Genomic DNA, 19,638 nt, shown 5'->3' on the forward strand with positions numbered 1-19,638 from the left:
GGGCTCCGGCGGGCGGTTTCAGGCGATCAGTTGTTCGAGCACGCGGCGGTAAACGTTCTTGAGCGGTTCGACATATTTCACTTCGATATGCTCATCGATCTTGTGGATGGTGCCGTTAGGCGGCCCGAACTCCACGACCTGCGGGCAGATGCGCGCGATGAAGCGGCCGTCGGAGGTGCCGCCCGTCGTCGAGAGCTCGGTCGTGACGCCGGTTTCGTCGAAGATCGCCTTTTCGAGCGCATTCGAGAGGTTGCCGCGCGGAGTGAGGAACGGCAGGCCGCTCACGCTCCAGTGCAGTTCGTAGTCGAGGCCGCGCTTGTCGAGGATCGCGTGCACGCGCTGCTGCAGGCCTTCCACCGTGCTCGCGGTCGAGAAGCGGAAGTTGAACTGCACGTCGGCGTGGCCCGGAATCACGTTGCTCGCGCCGGTGCCGCTGTGCAGGTTCGACACCTGCCATGTGGTGGGCGGGAAGTATTCGTTGCCGTCGTCCCATTTTTCGGCGACGAGTTCGGCCAGCGCCGGCGCCAGCAGGTGCACCGGGTTCTTCGCGAGATGCGGATAGGCGATGTGCCCCTGCACGCCCTTGACGATCAGCTTGCCCGACATCGAGCCGCGGCGGCCGTTTTTCACGCAGTCGCCGAGCACGTGAGTCGAGGTCGGTTCGCCGACGATGCAGTAGTCGAGCTTCTCGCCGCGTTGCTGCAGTGCTTCGACGACCTTCACGGTGCCGTCGGTGGCGGGGCCTTCTTCGTCGCTCGTGATCAGGAACGCGATCGCGCCGCGATGCTGCGGGTGGGCGGCGACGAACTCTTCGGTTGCCACGACGAAGGCGGCGAGCGAGGTTTTCATGTCGGCGGCGCCGCGCCCGTAGAGCTTGCCGCCGCGCTGCGTCGGCTCGAACGGCGGCGACCGCCATTGTTCGAGCGGGCCGGTCGGCACGACGTCGGTATGGCCCGCGAACGCGAGCAGCGAACCATCGGTGCCGTCGGTGCCGCGCTTGACGGCCCACAGGTTCGTCACGCCATGCGACTCGATCGTTTCGCACGTGAAACCGAGCGGCGCGAGGCGTTCGGTCATGATGCGCTGGCAGTGCTGGTCGTCGGGCGTCACGGACGCGCGGGCGATCAGGGCTTCGGTAAGGGCGAGGGTGCCGGACATGGTTGGGCCACTTTCAATAAAAATGCCGGCGCCGCTGACGAATCAGGGGCCGGCAACAGCTTGTGATGCCAGTTTGCGCCCGATCCGCGGCAAGCGTGTTTCGGGCGCGCCGCTTTCGGGCAAACAGCGTCAGGCAAACAGTGCTTCGTACTGGTCGGCGGAAAAGCCGAGTGTCTTCACGCGGCCGTTCACCACCACGACGGGGCGCTTGATGATCGAAGGCTTGTGGATCATCAGCGCGATGGCGCCCGCGGTCGTGTCGGCTTCGGCCTTGTGAACCTCGGAAAGCCCGCGCCAGGTCGTGCCGCGCTTGTTGATGAGCTGGTCGAGCGGCACGTCCTTCAGCCAGTCCTGGACCAGCGCATTCGAGACGCCCGCCTTCTTGAAGTCATGGAATTCGAACTCGACGCCGTGCTCCTCGAGCCACACGCGGGCCTTTTTCACGGTGTCGCAGTTCGGAATGCCGTATATGACGGTCTTCGCGGCCTTCGCCATCAGTCGCCTCGCAGCAGCTCGTTCAGGCCGACCTTCGCGCGCGTCTTCGCGTCGACCTTCTTGACGATCACGGCGCAGTAAAGGCTGTGCGAACCGTCCTTGGAGGGCAGGTTGCCCGCCACCACGACCGAGCCTGCCGGAATGCGGCCGTACGAGACTTCGCCGGTTTCGCGGTCGTAAATCTTGGTGCTCTGGCCGAGATACACGCCCATCGAGATGACCGAGTTCTCTTCCACGATCACGCCTTCCACGACTTCCGAGCGCGCGCCGATGAAGCAGTTGTCCTCGATGATGACCGGGTTGGCCTGCAGCGGCTCCAGCACGCCGCCGATGCCCACGCCGCCCGAAAGGTGCACGTTCTTGCCGATCTGCGCGCACGAGCCGACGGTGGCCCACGTGTCGACCATCGTGCCTTCGTCCACATAGGCGCCGATGTTGGTGTACGACGGCATCAGCACGACGTTCTTCGCGATGAACGAGCCGCGGCGCGCGATGGCGGGCGGCACGACGCGAAAGCCGCCCGCGGCGAAGTCTTCGGCCGTGTAGCTGGCGAACTTCGAGGGCACCTTGTCGTAGAACTGGCTGTAGCCGCCGGCCGCCATCGGCACGTTGTCTTCGAGGCGGAACGACAGCAGCACGGCCTTCTTGACCCACTGGTTGACGACCCAGCCGCCGTCCTTCTTTTCGGCGCAGCGCAGGGCGCCACGGTCCAGTTCCGCGATCACGTGGGCGACGGCTTCGCGCACGTCGTTCGGGGCGGACTTCGGCGAAAAGTCGGCCCGGTTTTCCCAGGCGGTGTCGATGATCTGCTGAAGTTGTTGCGACATGATGGTGGTTTCGTGTGAGTTCGGTAGAGGTTAGCGGCAGCACGCGCGACGCGCATGCTGCGATGATCTGGCTTACTGCTTGAGCGAGTGGCAGAAATCGACGATGCGTTGTGCGCCCTCGATGCACTCCTCGACGTCGGCGACGAGCGCCATGCGGATGAAATCCTTGCCCGGATTCGCGCCGTGCGCGGTGCGGGCCAGATACGAGCCCGGCAGAACCGTCACATTATAGTCGGCGTAGAGGCGCTGGGCGAACGCGGTATCCGTGAGGCCCGTGCGCGCGACGTTGGCCCAGAGGTAGAACGCGGCGTCGGGCAGGCGCACGTCGAGCACCTCGGCGAGCATGGGCGTGACTGTTGCAAATTTCCGCACGTATTTCGCGCGGTTTTCGCGCACGTGGGCCTCGTCGTTCCAGGCGGCGATGCTCGCGGCCTGCCAGACCGGCGACAGCGCCGAGCCGTGGTAGGTGCGGTAGAGCAGGAATTGCTTGAGGATCGCGGCGTCGCCCGCCACGAAGCCCGAGCGCATGCCGGGCGCATTCGAGCGCTTCGAGAGACTCGATAGCATGACGAGACGCGTGAAGTCGCGGCCGAGCTGGTGCGCCGCTTCGAGACCGCCTGGCGGCGGCTTCGCTTCGTCGAAATAGATCTCGGAGTAGCACTCGTCGGAGGCGATCACGAAGCCATAGCGGTCGGAGAGCGCGAAAAGCTCGCGCCAGTCGTCGAGCGTGAGCGCGGCGCCGGTCGGATTGCCGGGCGAGCACACGTAGAGCAGCTGCGTGCGCGCCCAGATGTCCTCGGGCACCTGCGAGTAGTCGCACGCGTAGTTGCGCGCCGGATCGCTGTTCACGAAGTACGGCTCGGCGCCCGCGAGCAGCGCGGCGCCTTCGTAGATCTGGTAGAACGGGTTCGGGCAGAGTACGATCGCCCGTCTGGCCGGGTCTTTCACGCCCGCGGCCGGGTCGAGCACCGCCTGGGCGAGCGCGAAGAGCGCCTCGCGCGAGCCGCAGACCGGCAGCACCTCGGTGTTCGCGTCGACGGCCGGCAGGCCGTAGCGCGCCTTCACCCAGTTCGCGATTGATTCGCGCAGCGCCGGGTTGCCGGCCGTCGCGGGATACACCGCAAGGCCGTCGAGCGAAGCCACGATCGCGTCTCGGATCAGCGCGGGCGTCGGGTGTTTCGGCTCGCCGATCCCGAAGCTGATGGGGCGCAGGCCGGCTTTCGGCGTGACGTCCTTGAAGAGGGCGCGCAGCTTTTCGAAGGGGTAGGGCTGGAGGGTATCGAGTAACGGATTCACTTGGCGTCGGACGGGCGTGAGCGAAGGACGGGCGGGCAAGCAGGCAGCGCGCGGGCGAGGCACGGTTCGCGCCGGAGGCGATCCGCCCGGCATGAGCGCCTCGGCGCCGCACGGCGGGCCTGCCGCAAGCGTTTGATTATAACGTGGCGACGTCTGCGCGGTGCCGAGGGGTGCGGCGGGCGTTGCGAGGCCGCGGGGTTCAAACGCCGGGTTCAAAAATAGAGAGACTGAGAGATGACGAATTCGACGTGTCCGGCGAGATGCCGGGCAAGGCGGCCCGGGTGCCGGAGGTCCGGCACATGATCCGGAGTCTGGAGAGTCTGCAAAAGGGCGGTCCGACGCTCGCGATCATGATCGGCGCGTCGGTCTGGGGCTTCGTCTGGTATCCGCTGCGCATGCTCGCGGCGCTAGGCGTGACGGGTACGGCCGCGAGCGCGGCGACGAGCGCCGCCGGTTGCGCCTTCGTCCTGCTCCTGCGCTGGCGCGCGATTGCGACGGTGCGCTGGCACCGGGTGCTGCCGATGCTGGGCCTCGCGGCCGGCGTGACGAATCTGGGCTTTGTCTGGGGCTCGATCCACGGCGAAGTGATGCGGGTGCTGTTGCTCTTCTATCTGACCCCAGCATGGACTGCACTGTTCGCCCACTTCATTCTGGGTGAGCGGTTGACCTGGCCGGGTGCGGCGCTCGCCGCGCTCTCGCTGGCGGGTGCAATGCTGATGCTGTGGTCGCCCGCGCTCGGCGTGCCGTTGCCGGGCAATGCGGCCGAATGGGCGGGGCTTGCGGGCGGCATGGGATTCGCGATGAGCAACGTGCTCGTGCTCAAGACGAGCCGCGTGCTGCCCGACATGAAGCCCGAAATGCGCACGGCCGTGATCTTCGGCGGCGCAGCCTTGTTCGGAGCGGCGGCGACGCTTTTCGAACCGATGACGGTCGTGCCCGCCGGCGGCCTGCTGGTTCGCGCGTTGCTGCTGGCGCTGGTGCTGGGTCTCGTACTCGCATCGAACAATATGCTCGTGCAGTACGGCCTCGCCCGCGTGCCCGCCAACCGGGCTTCGATCATCATGCTGTTCGAGATCGTCGTGACCGCCCTGAGTTCATGGGCGCTGGCAGGCGAGACACCGGGACCCCGCGAATGGGCGGGCGGCGGCTGCATCGTGCTGGCTTCGCTCCTGTCGAGCTGGATGCACCGCTCGCGCGACGTCGCCGAGCCGGCACGCGACGGCGCCGCACAATCCGACGCGTCCGACGAAGACGAAGACGAAGACGAGGGCGAGGGCGAGGGCGAGGACAAGGACGGCGGCGCCGGCGGCGGCTCGTGCGGCAAGCGGAATGCCGCTCGCGCGATGGTATGATTGCCGCTGATTCTCGCCTCACGGCGCACATGGAGAGTGTCGTGTGGCGAGCCGTGGCGGCTGCCTTGTGTGCCCCGCTGCCGTGCCGTACCGTGCGATGAAGCCGGCGCGCGGCATGCGCCACGGGCGGTCCCGTTCACTCTCCCTATTCCAACAGCGATATCGCCGTGCGTCTGACCTCGATTAAACTCGCTGGCTTCAAATCCTTCGTCGATCCCACGCATTTCCAGGTCCCGGGCCAGCTGGTTGGGGTGGTCGGGCCGAATGGCTGTGGCAAATCCAACATCATCGATGCAGTGCGCTGGGTGCTTGGCGAGTCCCGTGCCTCCGAGCTGCGCGGCGAGTCGATGCAGGATGTCATCTTCAACGGCTCGACGGCGCGCAAGCCGGGTAGCCGCGCGAGCGTCGAACTGGTGTTCGACAACGCGGACGGGCGGGCGGCCGGGCAGTGGGGGCAGTATGCCGAGATCGCGGTCAAGCGCGTGCTGACGCGCGACGGCACGTCGAGCTACTACATCAACAACCTGCCGGCGCGCCGCCGCGACATCCAGGACATCTTCCTCGGCACGGGCCTCGGGCCGCGCGCCTACGCGATCATCGGCCAGGGCATGATTGCGCGCATCATCGAAGCGAAGCCCGAAGAGCTGCGCGTGTTCCTCGAAGAGGCCGCAGGCGTTTCGAAGTACAAGGAGCGCCGCCGCGAGACCGAGAACCGCCTGCACGACACGCGCGAGAATCTCACGCGCGTGGAGGACATCGTGCGCGAGCTCTCGACGAACCTCGATAAGCTCGAAGGCCAGGCCGTCGTCGCAACGAAGTTTCGCGAGCTGCAAAGCGAAGGCGAAGAAAAGCAGCGTCTCCTGTGGCTCCTGCGCAAGAACGAGGCGGGGAGCGAGCAGGAGCGTCAGCAGCGCGCCATCGAGCAGGCCCAGATCGATCTCGAGCGCCACACCGCGCAACTGCGCGAAGTGGAGGCGCAGCTGGAAACGCTGCGCGTGGCGCACTATTCGGCGAGCGACGCGATGCAGGGCGCCCAGGGCGCGCTCTACGAAGCGAACGCCGAGGTGAGCCGGCTCGAAGCGGAGATCAAATTCATCGTCGAGTCGCGCAATCGCGTGCAGGCCCAGATCGCCGCGCTCACCGCGCAGCGCGAGCAGTGGCAGTCGCAGGCGCAGAAGGCCCAGGACGACCTCGAAGACGCCGAAGAGCAACTGGCCATCGCCGAGGAAAAGGCGGCCGTGGCCGAAGAAGAGGCGGCGGCGAAGCAGGAAGCGCTGCCGGCACTGGAGACGCGCTGGCGCGACGCGCAAGGCCAGCTCAACGAAGAGCGCGCGGGCATTGCCCGCACCGAGCAGGCGCTGAAGCTCGAGGCCGCGCATCAGCGCAACGCCGACCAGATGCTTCAGCAGCTCCAGCAGCGCGAGGAACGCCTGAAGGCAGAAAAGGGCGGACTCGACGCGCCGGACGAAGCGCAGCTCGAAGAGCAGCGCATGCAGCTCGCGGAACAGGAGGAAGTCCTGCGCGACGCGCAGGATCGTCTTGCCGAGGCTCAGGAGGCGCTGCCTCGTCTCGATGGCGAGCGCCGCGCCGCGCAGGAGCGCGTGCAGGCCGAGAGCGCGCAGATTCACCAGCTCGAAGCGCGCCTTGCAGCGCTCAAGCAGTTGCAGGAAAACGTTCAGACCGAAGGCAAGATCCAGCCGTGGCTCGACAAGCATGAACTCGGCGCGCTGCCGCGTTTGTGGAAGAAGCTGCATGTCGAGGCCGGTTGGGAGACCGCGCTCGAAGCGGTGCTGCGCGAGCGCCTCGCCGCGCTCGAAGTGTCGAACCTCGATTGGGTGAAGGCGTTCGCGAGCGACGCGCCGCCGGCCAAGCTCGCGTTCTACGCGCCGCCGGCTGCGGGCCAGACGGCACCGGTGCCGGCGGGCTTTACGTCGCTGCTTTCGCTCGTGCGTATCGACGATGCCGGCCTGCGCGCCGTGCTGACCGAATGGCTCGGCTCGATCTTCATCGCGACGGATCTGGCCGAGGCGCTGGCGCAGCGCGCGCAGTTGCCGTCGGGCGGCGTATTCGTCGTCAAATCCGGCCATATGGTGACGCGCGTAGGCGTTCAGCTCTATGCCGCCGACTCCGAACAGGCCGGCATGCTGGCGCGTCAACAGGAGATCGAGAACCTCGCACGCCAGGCGCGTGCGCAGGCGCTGCTCGCCGACGAAGCGCGCACTGCCGCCATTCGCGCAGAAGCGGCACATACGCAGGCGGCGCAGGTGCTCACAGAAGTGCGTCAGCAGGCCGAGCGCGCCACGCAGCGCGTGCACGCGCTGCAGATGGAGGTGCTGAAGCTCACGCAGGCGCATGAGCGCTATACGGCGCGCAGCACGCAGATTCGCGAGGAGCTCGAAGAGATCGCCGCGCAGATCGACGAGCAGCGGGCGCTGCGTGCGGATTCCGAAGCGAATTTCGAGCGCCACGATGTCGAGCTGGCCGAGCTGCAGGCGCGTTTCGAGGACAACCAGCTGGCGTTCGAGTCGCTCGACGAGGAGCTGGCCGCCGCGCGCAACGAAGCGCGCGACCTCGAACGCGCCGCGGGCGACGCGCGCTTTGCCGCGCGCAACATGGCCAACCGGATCGAAGAGCTGCGCCGCAATATCCAGGTGGCGCACGACCAGAGCGAGCGCGTGGCCGCGTCGCTCGAAGACGCGCGCGCGGAACTCGAAACGATCAACGAGCAGACGGCCCACACGGGGCTGCAGGATGCACTGGAAGTACGCGCGCAGAAGGAAATGCTGCTGCGTGCCGCACGCGCCGAACTGGACGACCTGAGCGCAAAGCTGCGCCAGGCGGACGAGACGCGTCTCACCGCCGAGCGCGCGCTGCAGCCGCTGCGCGACCGCATCACGGAACTGCAGCTGAAGGAGCAGGCCGCGCGCATCAACGGCGAGCAGTTCGTCGAACAGCTGCAGGCGGCGGGCGTCGACGAAGCGGAGCTGCAGGCCAAGCTCACGGCCGACATGAAGGCCCCGTATCTGCAGGGCGAAGTCACGCGCATCAACAACGCGATCGCGGCGCTCGGCCCGGTGAACATGGCCGCGCTCGACGAGCTGGCCGCGGCGAAGGAGCGCAAGACCTTCCTCGACGCGCAGTCCGCCGACCTCACGAGCGCCATCGAAACGCTCGAGGACGCGATCCGCAAGATCGACCAGGAAACGCGCACGCTGCTGCAGGGCACGTTCGACGAGGTGAACCGCCACTTCGGCGAGCTTTTCCCGCGCCTGTTCGGCGGCGGCCAGGCAAAGCTCATCATGACCGGCGACGAGATTCTCGATGCCGGCGTGCAGGTCATGGCACAGCCTCCCGGCAAGAAGAACTCGACGATTCACCTGCTCTCGGGCGGCGAGAAGGCGCTTACCGCGACGGCGCTCGTGTTCGCGATGTTCCAGTTGAATCCCGCGCCGTTCTGTTTGCTCGACGAGGTGGACGCGCCGCTCGACGACGCGAATACGGAGCGCTTCGCGAACCTCGTGCGGGCGATGTCGGACAAGACGCAGTTCCTGTTCATTTCGCACAACAAGATTGCGATGGAAATGGCCCAGCAACTGATCGGCGTGACGATGCAGGAGCAGGGTGTCTCGCGAATCGTCGCGGTCGACATGGAAACGGCCGCGGGATTCGCACAGAATACGGCTTGAACGAGGGCGCGCGACGCGCGGCCGGTGGCGCCGGAAAAGAGGGCAGCCGCGGCGCGCGTAACGAACGCAACGCATGCGGCGCACGCTTTGATCGCGCGCCGCTGAACAAGAATTGCTGATGGAGCATGCATGGACGAGTTGACTCTCGGGTTGATCGGCGCGGGTGCCGTGGTGGTCGGGGGCGTGGTGGTCTACAACGCGTGGCAGGGCGCGAGGGTGCGCCGGCGCATGCCGCGCCCGATGCCCGAGGAAACGGCCGATCTGCCGTCGCGTGATGATCTCGAGGAGCCTGGCCCGTTCATTGAACCGGCTCGTGCACCATCGCGGCGCGAACCTTCGCTCGCGGGCGGGGCGGCGGAGGAGCGCGTCGAACCGGGTTTCGGCACGGCCGCGCCGCTCGATACGCCGGCCGACATCCAGGCCGAAACCACGACGCCGAACGGCTTTCCTGAAGATCAGGCGCAATCCGGCGCTGAGGCTGCGGAGCCGGCCGCCGAGGGCGCAGGTGCCGACCGGACCGACGAGACCGAACGCGTCGAACCGGTGCTGCCCGCCGCGACGACGATCTCGGCGGCGCCGCCCGCGGTGGTCGATCGCCGTATCGACTGCATCGTGCCTGTTCGGCTTGGCGCGCCGCTGGCCGGCGAGCGTGTGATCCCGTATGCACAGCGCCTGCGCCGCGCGGGCAGCAAGCCCGTGCATATCGAAGGCAAGCCCGAAAACGGCGACGGCTGGGAACTGCTGCAAAACGGCGTGCGCTACGAAGAACTGCGTGCTGCGGCGCAGCTTGCCAATCGCAATGGTCCGCTCAACGAGCTGGAGTTTTCGGAGTTCGTGACAGGCGTGCAGCAGTTCGCCGACGCGATCGACGCCTCGCCCGAGTTCCCGGACATGATGGAGACCGTCGCGATGGCGCGCGAACTCGACGGCTTCGCCGCGCAATGCGACGCGCAGCTCTCGATCAACGTGTTGTCGGACGGTGCACCGTGGTCGGCGAACTACGTGCAGGCCGTGGCGGCGCAGGACGGCCTGCTGCTTTCGCGCGACGGCACGCGCTTCGTGAAGCTCGACGCCAAACAGAGCCCGGTGTTCATGCTGCAGTTCGGCGACACCAACTTCCTGCGCGACGACCTCACGTACAAGGGCGGTCAGATGATCACCCTCGTTCTCGACGTGCCGGTGGCTGACGAGGACATCCTGCCGTTCAGGCTCATGTGCGATTACGCGAAGTCGCTGGCCGAGCGTATTGGCGGGCGCGTGGTGGACGACCAGCGCCGCCCGCTGCCGGAAGCGGTGCTGCAGTCCATCGACAAGCAGCTCATGACCCTTTACGCGAAGCTCGAGGAGGCCGGCATTCCGGCAGGCTCCCCGGCCACGCGCCGGCTCTTCAGCCAGTAACGCGCGAGCGTGCCGCGCGGCGCCGCAAGGGTGTTGCGCGCGAAGTGCGGTGACGGAGCCGGCGCTTCGGCCGGTTTCGGTTCGGACTGGAAAATACATGGCGGGAATGCTTCGTGCGCAATCAGGACGCGTTCACGGTCGCATGCCCGCCAACTCACCGTCAACGCCGCGAGGCCAACGTTGGCCGTTCGGCCAGGATTGCTGGCCAGGCCGTGCGGCGGCGTACTAAGCTGGCCGTTCGGCCGATGTCACGCGCTGCGCTTCCTGCGATAATCTGACTCCGAATATTCCCGGATCCGCTCCAGCATGGCCCGAACGCCCGCCCGACATCCCGATGAATCGCCTGCGCCGCAACGTGCGGCGTGGTTGCGCGCTCAACTCGAACGCGCGAACCACGCCTACTACGTGCTCGACCAGCCGGAGCTGCCCGACGCGGAGTACGACCGGTTGTTCAAGGAGCTGCAGCAGCTCGAAGCCGATCATCCGGAACTCGTCAGCCCCGACTCGCCCACGCAGCGCGTAGGCGGCGAGGTGGCGACCGGGTTCGAGCCGGTCGTGCATGACGTGCCGATGCTGTCGCTGAACAACGGTTTCGAGGACGAAGACATCGTCGCGTTCGACAAGCGCGTGTCCGAAACGCTCGGCAAGGCGGACGTCGAATACGCATGCGAGCTCAAGTTCGACGGGCTTGCCATTTCCCTGCGCTACGTCGATGGCGCCTTTGTCCAGGCTTCCACGCGCGGCGACGGTACGACAGGCGAGAACGTCACGGAAAACGTCCGCACGATCCGCTCGCTGCCATTGCGCCTGAAGGGCCCGCGCGTGCCGAAGGTGCTGGACGTGCGCGGCGAGGTGCTGATGTTCCGCCGCGACTTCGAGCGCATGAACGAGCGGCAGCGCGAAGCGGGGCAGAAGGAGTTTGCCAACCCGCGCAACGCCGCGGCCGGCAGCCTGCGTCAACTCGACTCCCGAATCACCGCCCAGCGGCCGCTCTCGTTCTTCGCTTACGGCATCGGCGTGCTGGAAGGCGAGCCGATGCCGGCCACGCATAGCGAACTGCTCGACTGGTATGCCGAACTCGGGCTGCCCGTGAATAGCGAACGTGCCGTCGTGACCGGGGCACAGGGCCTGCTCGCGTTTTTCCGCGCCGTGGGCGAAAAGCGCGACAGCCTTCCGTACGACATCGACGGGGTGGTCTACAAGGTCAATCGGCGCGACGAACAGGACGCGCTCGGCTTCGTCTCGCGTGCGCCGCGCTTTGCGCTCGCCCACAAGTTTCCGGCCCAGGAAGCGCTCACGAAGCTCCTCGCGATCGAGGTTCAGGTGGGGCGCACCGGCGCCATCACGCCGGTCGCGCGCCTCGAACCCGTGTTCGTCGGTGGAGCCACCGTCACGAACGCCACGCTGCACAACGAGGACGAGGTCCGGCGCAAGGACATCCGTATCGGCGACACCGTGATCGTGCGTCGCGCGGGCGACGTGATTCCGGAAGTGGTGGGCGCGCTGATCGAGCGCCGCCCCGCCGACGCGCGTGAATTCGTGATGCCGACGCAGTGCCCGGTGTGCGGCTCGGGCATCGAGCGCCTGCCCGACGAAGCCATTGCGCGCTGCACGGGAGGGCTTTTCTGCCCCGCGCAGCGCAAGCAGGCGCTCTGGCATTTCGCCCAGCGCCGCGCGCTCGATATCGATGGTCTCGGCGAAAAGATCATCGACCAGCTCGTCGACCAGAACCTCGTGCGCACGCCCGCGGACCTCTTCAATCTCGGCTTCGGCACGCTGGCGGCGCTGGACCGCATGGCGGACAAGTCGGCGCAGAACCTGCTCGATTCGCTCGAAAAGGCCAAGTCGACCACGTTCGCGCGCTTCATCTATGCGCTGGGTATCCGCCATGTCGGAGAATCCACCGCGAAGGATCTCGCCAAGCACTTCGGCTCGCTCGATGCGTTGCTGGGCGCGTCGCTGGAGGAGCTGCTCGAGGTGAACGACGTAGGCCCCATCGTGGCCGAATCCATTCATCAGTTCTTTGCCGAAGAACATAACCGCACGGTGATCGAGCAACTGCGCGCCGCGGGCAAGGTCACATGGCCTGAAGGTCCTCCTGCGCCGAAGGCGCCGCAGGGCGTGCTGGCCGGCAAGACCGTGGTGCTCACCGGTACGCTGCCCACGCTCACGCGCGACGAGGCGAAGGAGCGGCTCGAGGCGGCCGGTGCGAAGGTGGCCGGCTCGGTGTCGAAAAAGACCGATTACGTGGTGGCGGGTGCCGAAGCGGGCAGCAAACTCGCGAAGGCCGAGGAACTCGGCGTGCCGGTACTCGACGAAGATGGAATGCTCAAGCTCCTGGAGGGCCACACGACATGATTCGCGAAATTCTCAGGATGGGCGATCCCCGGCTGCTTGGCATCGCGAGGCCGGTGGACCATTTCGATACGCCCGAATTGCACGAACTGATCGCCGACATGTTCGACACGATGCACGCGGCGAACGGTGCCGGCCTGGCGGCGCCGCAGATTGGCGTGGATCTGCAGGTCGTCATTTTCGGCTTCGAGCACAACGCGCGTTATCCCGAAGCGCCCGAAGTGCCGCAGACGGTGCTCATCAATCCGGTCATCCATCCGCTCTCGCACGACATGGAAGAGGGCTGGGAAGGCTGTCTTTCGGTGCCGGGCATGCGCGGCGCCGTCAGCCGCTATTCGATGATTCGCTACAACGGCTTCGATCAGTACGGCACGCCCATCGAACGTGTCGCCGAGGGCTTCCATGCCCGCGTGGTCCAGCACGAATGCGACCATCTGATCGGCAAACTCTATCCGATGCGGATCACCGATTTTTCGAAGTTCGGCTTTACCGAAGTCCTGTTCCCGGAACTCGATCCACGCAGCGACGAGTGAGGCGACGCGAAACCGGAAACGAAAAACGGGAGCCAGCAGCTCCCGTTTTTCGTTGGTGCGACGCGGTGGCGCGAGCGCACCGCCGTGCGTGAGCGGAACTGCGATCAGAACGTCTCGTCGGGCGTCAGATAGCGCCATTGACCCTGCGGGAGCGCCCCCAGCAGCACGCGGCCCATGCGCACGCGCTTCAGACCCACCACCTTCAGGCCGACCAGCTCGCACATGCGGCGGATCTGCCGCTTTTTGCCCTCGCGCAACACGAAACGCAGTTGCTCGCCGTTCTGCCAGCTCACCATCGCGGGCTTGAGCGGCACCTCGTCCAGCGACAGGCCATGACGCAGCTTCGCGAGCAGTTCGGCGGGGAAGTGCTGGTCGATGTCGGTCTCGTGATCGTCGTACGTCACGCGCACGAGGTATTCCTTGTCGACGTCCGATTGCTCGCCGATCAACTGCTTCGCCACACGGCCGTCCTGGGTCAGCACGAGAAGGCCAGTCGAATCGATGTCGAGGCGGCCTGCCGGCGCGAGCGTGCGCAGGTGCAGCGGCGAGAAGCGCATGCCCGAGCGGTCGCCTTCCCACTGATTTTCCGCCGTGACGAGCGTGGCGGCAGGCGCATAGCCGTCCTCGGCCTGGCCCGATACGTAGCCCACGGGCTTGTGCAGCAGGATCGTCACTTGCCGGGCCTGTGCGGCGCGCGCGGCCGGGTCGATCTCGATGCGCTGGTCGGGGGTGACTTTCGAACCAAGCGTATCGATGCGCTCGCCGTCGACGAACACCCAGCCCTTCTCGATCCACTCGTCGGCCTCGCGGCGCGAGCACAGGCCCAGCTCCGACATGCGCTTCGAGAGGCGCAGCGAGCCGGCGGCGTCTTCGCCCTCGTGGGCGGCGCGGCGCGGCGCCGGCTCCGCGGTGGCAGAATCGTGCGCCCGGGTATCCTGCTTGACGCGCGTCGCGATCTTGCGCACCGGTGCTTCTCCAGCGCTACGGCGCGGGCGCGGCGCTTCTTCAGCGCGATCGGCCGAGGTCCGGCGCCGGGTTGGAGCGGCGTTGCGCTCGTCGTGGGATGCTTTCGCCGGCCGAGCGTAGCTGCGCTCTTCCAGGGCCCGGCGCGGGCCTTGCGTCGGGCCACGGTCGTCGCGCGGACGGCGGCTCTCGGCGTTGCCGAATTCGCGGCGCGGGGCCGCACCGGCTGGCTTGCGGTCGCCGAACGAGCGCTTGCGGTCATCAGTGCCTTCACCACGCGGGCGCGCCGGGCGGCGTTCTTCGCCATAGCCCTCCGCGCGGGGCCGTGCGGGACGGCGTTCGTCGTCCTGGCCTGGTGGGCGGCTGCGCGGCGCGCGGCGCTCATCCCCGTAGCTTTCGCTGCGCGGGCGCGGAGGCCGGCGCTCGTCCCCATAGCCTTCGCTACGTGGGCGTACCGGGCGCCCCTCCGCGCGGCCGCTCTCGCTGCGCGAGCGCGGGCGTTGCTCGCCTTCGGCCCCTGCGCTGCGAGTACGAGCCGGACGTCGCTCGTCGTCGTAACCTTCGCGGCGCGCGCGGACAGGCCGGTCGTCATCACGTGGCCAGGCGCGCGTCTGCCGCGGCGCGTCGCCATCGCGTGCCGGAGCGGGCCGCCGGCGCTCGCCGGTCTGGCGGTCCATGTCGGCGCGCGGCGCCCGGGCGCCCGCCGGCTTGCCGCTGGACACGCCGCCACGGCGCTCTCCGTAGGCCGGCGCAGACGATCGCCCCTGACGCTCGCCCTGGGCGGCCCGCGGCGGCCGGCTTGCCGCGTCGCGTTCCCGCGGTGCCGCCGCCTGCGTGTTCGTGCTGCTGCGCGGCGAGCGCGCCGCGCCTTGCGCGCCGGCGGGCTTGGCCGCTTTCGCCGTCTTCGCTGCCGCGGGAGGTCCGGCAGGCTTGACGGGCTTGCGCGCAGTGGTGCTGCCGCGTCGGACAGGGGCGCGCTCGGGCGTGGCCGCTCGCGGATGCTTGGCTGTGAGTTTGGCTCGGGTAGACATGGTTATTTCACACTGCTATCGCGCGCAGCAATTCGGTCTCGACGCGGATCTGCAGCCGGTTATCGGACAAACCGGTGCCGTCGAGCAGGAATACGTCCTCGACGCGCTCGCCAAGCGTATTGATCCGCGCCGCGTGGACGCCGACCCGGTGCTCGGCCAGCACGCGCGCGATGGAATAAAGAAGGCCTGGCCGGTCGTTCGCCGACACGGACAGGATGTAGTACTGGCCGCGCTCGTCGGCCCGCAGGTCGACGCGCGGCGTTACCGGGAAGGTGCGCGAAAGGCGCGACAGACGGCCCTTTGCCGGCTCGGGCAACGGGCTGTCTGTGGCGGTGAGGCGCGCCGCGAGCTCCTGTTCGACGAGGTTCGCGATGTCCCGGTAATGCACGTCGCCCTCCGTGTGGGCGACGATGAAGTTGTCGAGCGCGTAGCCGTGGCGCGTCGTGCTCACGCGCGCGTCGAGCACCGAAAGGCCGCTGCGGTCGAAGTAGGCGCACATCGTCGCGAAAAGGTCGGGACGGTCTTTCGCGTAGACCAGCACCTGCAGCGCTTCGCCGATCGGCGAGGGACGCGCGCGCACGACGGGCGTCGGGGTCTGCACGTGCCGGTAGAGCACGCGCGTCTGCCAGGCGATGTCGGCGGCGTCGTGGCGCAGGAAGTAGCCGACATCGAGCTGTTCCCAGAGCGGGTCGTGCACGTGCTCGGGCACCGTTTCGAGGCGCAACAGCGCGAGCGCCTGTTCCTGGCGCGTTTTCAGCTCGGAATGCGTGTCGGGCCGCGCGCCGCCGAGTACGGCCAGCGTCGAGCGATAGAGGTCCTCCAGCAGCTTGCCCTTCCAGTTGTTCCACACCTTCGGGCTCGTGCCGCGGATATCGGCGACCGTCAGCAGGTACAGCGCGGTCAGACGCCGCTCGGTGCCGACGAGGTCGGCAAAGCGCTTGATGACTTCGGGGTCGCTCGTGTCCTGTTTTTGCGCGACCTGGCTCATCGTCAGGTGGTGCTGGACGAGCCAGACGACCAGCGCGGCATCGTCGCCTTCAATGCCATGCTCGCGGCAAAAGCGCCGCGCGTCGGCCATGCCGAGTTCCGAGTGATCGCCGCCGCGCCCCTTGGCGATGTCGTGAAACAGCGCCGCGACGTAGAGCACCCACGGGCGCTCGAAGTTGGCGATCAGCTGGCTGCAGAACGGGTATTCGTGCGCGTGCTCGGCCACGGCAAAGCGGCGCAGGTTGCGCAGCACCATCAGGATGTGCTGGTCGACCGTGTAGACGTGATAGAGGTCGTGCTGCATCTGCCCGACAATGCGCCGGAAATTCAGCAGATAGCGCCCGAGCACGCTGGTCTGGTTCATGAGGCGCAGTGCGTGCGTGATGCCGGCCGGCTGCTTCAGGATCTCCATGAAGAGACGCCGGTTTTCGGGATCGCGCCGCCAGTGCAGATCCATCTTTTCGCGCACGTTGTAGAGCGCGCGCAGCGTGCGTGCCGAGAGGCCCTTCACGCCCTGGACCTGCTCGTAGAGCAGGAAGGCCTCCATGATCGCGTGCGGTTCGCGCTCGAACACGTCGTCGCTCGCGATTTCGATCATGCCCTGTTTTTCTACGAAGTGATCCGAGAGCACGCGCGTGACGCCGCTCGTGCTTGGGAACAGTTGCGCCTCGATGTTCTGGATCAGGATCGTCGCGAGCTGCGTAACTGCCTTCGCTGCCCAGTAGTAGCGGCGCATGAGCTGCTCGCTCGCCCGGCGCGCGGCGTTCGCCGCGTAGCCGAAGCTCTCGGCCACCGCCGTCTGCAGATCGAACACGAGTATGTCCTGGCGCCGTCCCGCGATCACATGCAGGCGCGCGCGCAGCGCCTTGAGGAATGCCTCGTTGCGGCGCAGCTCGCGGGCTTCGCGGCCTGTGATCAGCCCGCGCTGCTCGAGCTCTTTCCAGCTGCTGCCGAACGCGGCCGCTTCGGTGATCCAGAGGATCAGTTGCAGGTCGCGCAGGCCGCCCGGGCTTTCCTTCACGTTCGGCTCGAGCGAATAGGGCGTGTCCTGAAACTTCGCGTGGCGCTGGCGCATTTCCAGCACCTTCGCCTGGAAGAAGGCGCGCGGGTCCATGGCGTCGCGATAGCGCTGCGTGAAGTCGCCGAAGAGTGTCGTGCCGCCGGTGATGCGGCGCGCTTCGAGCAGCGACGTGCGCACGGTGACGTCGTTCGCCGATTCTTCGAGGCACTGCGACACGCTGCGCACGCTGCTGCCGATCTCGAGCCCGAGATCCCAGGCGAGCCCGATGAAGCGCTCGATGCGCGCTTCGAGCGGCGCGAGCGGCTCGTCGTCGGGCAGCAGCACGAGGATATCGACGTCGGAGTACGGCGCCAGCTCGCCGCGGCCGAAGCCGCCCACGGCGACGAGCGCGAGCGAGGCCGGCAGCTCGCAGGCGTGCCAGGCGCGGCGCAGCGTGTCGTCGGTGATGCGGGCCAGTGCGCGCATCAGCGTGTCGACGTTGGCTGCGCTGCGAAAGCGCTCGAGCAGCTGGACTTTGGCGGCCTTGTAGTCGGACTTCAGCGACGACGTGTCGGGAACGGCAACGGCGGTCACGCTCATGGGCTCGGGTTATCCGTGCGCGGGTTGGAAACTGGCCGGCCGGGGCGGCGTCCGGGCCGGATCTGGCGGATCTGTGGGGCGCCTGCTGCGCGCGCCGCGGTCAAGCCGCCGTGCCTGCTGCCTGAGCGACGATGGCGGGCCTGGCCGGCGTGCCTGCGGAGACGGTCAGCACGTCGTAGCCGGTTTCGGTGACGAGCACCGTATGCTCCCACTGCGCCGAAAGGCTGCGGTCCTTGGTCTTGACGGTCCACTGGTCCGGCATCGTGCGGATCTCGCGGCGGCCGGCGTTGATCATCGGCTCGACCGTGAAGATCATGCCGGGCACGAGTTCGATGCCCGTGCCGGGGCGTCCGTAGTGCAGCACCTGCGGGTCTTCGTGGAACACGGTGCCGATGCCGTGGCCGCAGTATTCGCGCACGACGCTGTAGCCCTGCGCTTCGGCATAGCGCTGGATCGCGTGGCCGATGTCGCCTAGATGAGCGCCCGGGCGCACCTGGTCGATGCCGAGCCACATGCACTCGTAGGTGGTCTGGACGAGACGCTTCACGAGAATCGAGCCTTCGCCGACGACGAACATGCGGCTCGTGTCGCCGAAATAGCCGTTCTTGATGACGGTGATGTCGATATTGAGCGCGTCGCCGTTCTTGAGCGTCTTCTCGCCGGGAATGCCGTGGCAGATCACGTCGTTGACGGAGATGCAGGTGGCTTTCGGGTACGGCGGGTAGCCGGGCGGCTGGTAGTTCAGCGGTGCGGGGACCGTGCCCTGCACGTTGGTCATGTATTCGTGGCACAGGCGGTCGAGCTCGCCGGTGGTGACGCCGGCGGCGACAAACGGCGTGATGTAGTCGAGCACCTCGCTCGCCAGCCGGCAGGCGACGCGCATTTGCGCGACGTCGTCTTCGTTCTTGATCGAAATGGCCATATCTGTCCTCGCCCCTTGTCTGGCGGGGCTTTCCGGGCGATTGAGAGGTTGGTGATGCGGAAATTCCCGCATTCTTCCAACTGACGATGTGCTTCCGGAAAGCCGAATTCAAACGATCATTTTACTACCAAGGGGCTCTGATCATGGCCAGCTTCAAAGAGATACGTTGCACGCGGAAGGCGTGCGGGCAGGGGACTTGCAGGCCGAACGGGTGCATGGGCGGGGACGCGATGCGCTCGATGCGCTATTGGATCTTCGTTTGCTCGACCCTCAAGTAATCTACCTTACGATCGTTAATGGTGACGGAGCAAGTCCGCTTCGTATCTCGCGGACGTTATGGATCGTCCTTAAGCGACAGGTAGCGTATGTTTAAAAAGCTGGTTATTTCTCTCGCCGTTGGATTCTTTCCTGCGGGCACACGCCTGTACTGTCGATAACGTGATGTCGGACAGACTTCGCAGCATTGTTGCGGAAAATGGTGGCTTCCCGGTTTCGGATGAGCAGTGCTCCATCTTGCAAAAAAATCATCTTGCTATTTCGGTCGACGGCGCTGCGACTGTTTTGGGCGGCGTGAATATCGGTTGGGCGGCCGTGCATTTGCAGGATTCGAGGTCGAACATCATCAGCGACAAGACGGGTTCGGCGACCAACATCAACAAGGACGAAGGGAGCCAGGATACGGCCAACGTGCAATTTTACAAGTCCCTGGTCTCTGCCATTAACGCGCTAGACTGGAATGCGGCGTCGCAAGAAGTGACGAGATATCGCAGTATTGCCCGATAAATAAGATAACGAACGGAGCGGGCCGGGCATTACGCGGCAGCTTTGAGTGCTGCCGCCGAACCTAAATCTTCGCGTCTGTCCTCAGTCAGGCCGCCATCGGGCACATTCAGATACTGACGCCCGGTTTGTGCCGCGCCTTGCTCCGCATGCAATCAGGCGGGTGAAGCGCCGTCGGCCCCGTCAATCCCGCCGGTCTCCGCTGCCGGTCCTCCTCGGCCCCTGCGGCAACCATTCCCGAGGGTAATAGCTGGC

General features: G+C 66.8%; 13 protein-coding genes. 6 read left to right on the forward strand and 7 right to left on the reverse strand.

The window, feature by feature from the left end; genetic code table 11:
* Nucleotides 1-18: 18 nt before the first annotated feature.
* The 4 genes from dapE to dapC form a co-directional block, all read right to left on the reverse strand.
* Nucleotides 19-1,158 (reverse strand): succinyl-diaminopimelate desuccinylase, encoded by a 1,140-nt coding sequence (gene dapE, locus BAC01S_RS04000; protein ID WP_027793599.1) that lies wholly within the window; start codon nucleotides 1,156-1,158, stop codon nucleotides 19-21.
* A 129-nt stretch (nucleotides 1,159-1,287) separates the two neighbouring features.
* Nucleotides 1,288-1,653 carry an ArsC family reductase gene (locus tag BAC01S_RS04005; RefSeq protein WP_027793600.1) on the reverse strand — a complete coding sequence of 122 codons (366 nt, stop codon included), beginning with the start codon at nucleotides 1,651-1,653 and terminating at the stop codon, nucleotides 1,288-1,290.
* Nucleotides 1,653-2,480, reverse strand: coding sequence for a 2,3,4,5-tetrahydropyridine-2,6-dicarboxylate N-succinyltransferase (gene dapD, locus BAC01S_RS04010; protein ID WP_027793601.1), 828 nt, complete (start codon nucleotides 2,478-2,480; stop codon nucleotides 1,653-1,655). The genes BAC01S_RS04005 and dapD overlap by 1 nt, the downstream gene beginning before the upstream one ends.
* A gap of 72 nt (nucleotides 2,481-2,552) precedes the next feature.
* The gene (dapC, locus tag BAC01S_RS04015; protein ID WP_027793602.1) at nucleotides 2,553-3,776 is read right to left on the reverse strand and encodes a succinyldiaminopimelate transaminase; all 1,224 of its coding nucleotides are present in this window, start codon (nucleotides 3,774-3,776) and stop codon (nucleotides 2,553-2,555) included.
* A 299-nt stretch (nucleotides 3,777-4,075) separates the two neighbouring features.
* Between dapC and BAC01S_RS04020 the strand changes: the two genes are divergently transcribed.
* The 5 genes from BAC01S_RS04020 (at nucleotide 4,076) to def (ending at nucleotide 13,100) form a co-directional block, all read left to right on the forward strand.
* Nucleotides 4,076-5,128, forward strand: coding sequence for a DMT family transporter (locus tag BAC01S_RS04020; protein ID WP_027793603.1), 1,053 nt, complete (start codon nucleotides 4,076-4,078; stop codon nucleotides 5,126-5,128).
* 167 nt (nucleotides 5,129-5,295) lie between these two features.
* Nucleotides 5,296-8,814, forward strand: coding sequence for a chromosome segregation protein SMC (gene smc, locus BAC01S_RS04025; RefSeq protein WP_027793604.1), 3,519 nt, complete (start codon nucleotides 5,296-5,298; stop codon nucleotides 8,812-8,814).
* A gap of 129 nt (nucleotides 8,815-8,943) precedes the next feature.
* Entirely contained in the window at nucleotides 8,944-10,212 is a 1,269-nt protein-coding gene (locus BAC01S_RS04035; protein WP_027793605.1) for a cell division protein ZipA C-terminal FtsZ-binding domain-containing protein, read from the forward strand.
* 306 nt (nucleotides 10,213-10,518) lie between these two features.
* Nucleotides 10,519-12,570: an NAD-dependent DNA ligase LigA gene (gene ligA, locus BAC01S_RS04040; RefSeq protein WP_027793606.1), complete on the forward strand. Its 2,052-nt coding sequence runs from the start codon at nucleotides 10,519-10,521 to the stop codon at nucleotides 12,568-12,570.
* Nucleotides 12,567-13,100: a peptide deformylase gene (def, locus tag BAC01S_RS04045; RefSeq protein ID WP_027793607.1), complete on the forward strand. Its 534-nt coding sequence runs from the start codon at nucleotides 12,567-12,569 to the stop codon at nucleotides 13,098-13,100. The genes ligA and def overlap by 4 nt, the downstream gene beginning before the upstream one ends.
* A gap of 104 nt (nucleotides 13,101-13,204) precedes the next feature.
* Here the strand turns inward: def and BAC01S_RS33460 are convergent, their stop codons facing one another.
* The 3 genes from BAC01S_RS33460 to map form a co-directional block, all read right to left on the reverse strand.
* Nucleotides 13,205-15,094, reverse strand: coding sequence for a pseudouridine synthase (locus BAC01S_RS33460; RefSeq protein WP_062859417.1), 1,890 nt, complete (start codon nucleotides 15,092-15,094; stop codon nucleotides 13,205-13,207).
* A gap of 7 nt (nucleotides 15,095-15,101) precedes the next feature.
* Nucleotides 15,102-17,681 (reverse strand): [protein-PII] uridylyltransferase, encoded by a 2,580-nt coding sequence (locus tag BAC01S_RS04055; RefSeq protein WP_027793609.1) that lies wholly within the window; start codon nucleotides 17,679-17,681, stop codon nucleotides 15,102-15,104.
* A gap of 100 nt (nucleotides 17,682-17,781) precedes the next feature.
* Nucleotides 17,782-18,675 (reverse strand): type I methionyl aminopeptidase, encoded by an 894-nt coding sequence (map, locus tag BAC01S_RS04060; protein ID WP_281175874.1) that lies wholly within the window; start codon nucleotides 18,673-18,675, stop codon nucleotides 17,782-17,784.
* A 369-nt stretch (nucleotides 18,676-19,044) separates the two neighbouring features.
* Between map and BAC01S_RS04070 the strand changes: the two genes are divergently transcribed.
* Entirely contained in the window at nucleotides 19,045-19,386 is a 342-nt protein-coding gene (locus BAC01S_RS04070; RefSeq protein ID WP_027793612.1) for a hypothetical protein, read from the forward strand.
* Nucleotides 19,387-19,638: the final 252 nt, after the last annotated feature.

This window comes from Paraburkholderia acidipaludis NBRC 101816, assembly GCF_000684975.1.
GTDB lineage: Bacteria > Pseudomonadota > Gammaproteobacteria > Burkholderiales > Burkholderiaceae > Paraburkholderia > Paraburkholderia acidipaludis.

Coding starts and splice junctions, on each gene's coding strand:
- BAC01S_RS04070 (WP_027793612.1), top strand. CDS start 19,045: ATGTCGGACAGACTTCGCAGCATTGTTGCGGAAAATGGTGGCTTCCCG.
- BAC01S_RS04005 (WP_027793600.1), bottom strand. CDS start 1,653: ATGGCGAAGGCCGCGAAGACCGTCATATACGGCATTCCGAACTGCGAC.
- dapE (WP_027793599.1), bottom strand. CDS start 1,158: ATGTCCGGCACCCTCGCCCTTACCGAAGCCCTGATCGCCCGCGCGTCC.
- map (WP_281175874.1), bottom strand. CDS start 18,675: ATGCGGGAATTTCCGCATCACCAACCTCTCAATCGCCCGGAAAGCCCC.
- dapD (WP_027793601.1), bottom strand. CDS start 2,480: ATGTCGCAACAACTTCAGCAGATCATCGACACCGCCTGGGAAAACCGG.
- ligA (WP_027793606.1), top strand. CDS start 10,519: ATGGCCCGAACGCCCGCCCGACATCCCGATGAATCGCCTGCGCCGCAA.
- def (WP_027793607.1), top strand. CDS start 12,567: ATGATTCGCGAAATTCTCAGGATGGGCGATCCCCGGCTGCTTGGCATC.
- BAC01S_RS04020 (WP_027793603.1), top strand. CDS start 4,076: ATGATCCGGAGTCTGGAGAGTCTGCAAAAGGGCGGTCCGACGCTCGCG.
- BAC01S_RS04055 (WP_027793609.1), bottom strand. CDS start 17,681: ATGAGCGTGACCGCCGTTGCCGTTCCCGACACGTCGTCGCTGAAGTCC.
- BAC01S_RS04035 (WP_027793605.1), top strand. CDS start 8,944: ATGGACGAGTTGACTCTCGGGTTGATCGGCGCGGGTGCCGTGGTGGTC.
- BAC01S_RS33460 (WP_062859417.1), bottom strand. CDS start 15,094: ATGTCTACCCGAGCCAAACTCACAGCCAAGCATCCGCGAGCGGCCACG.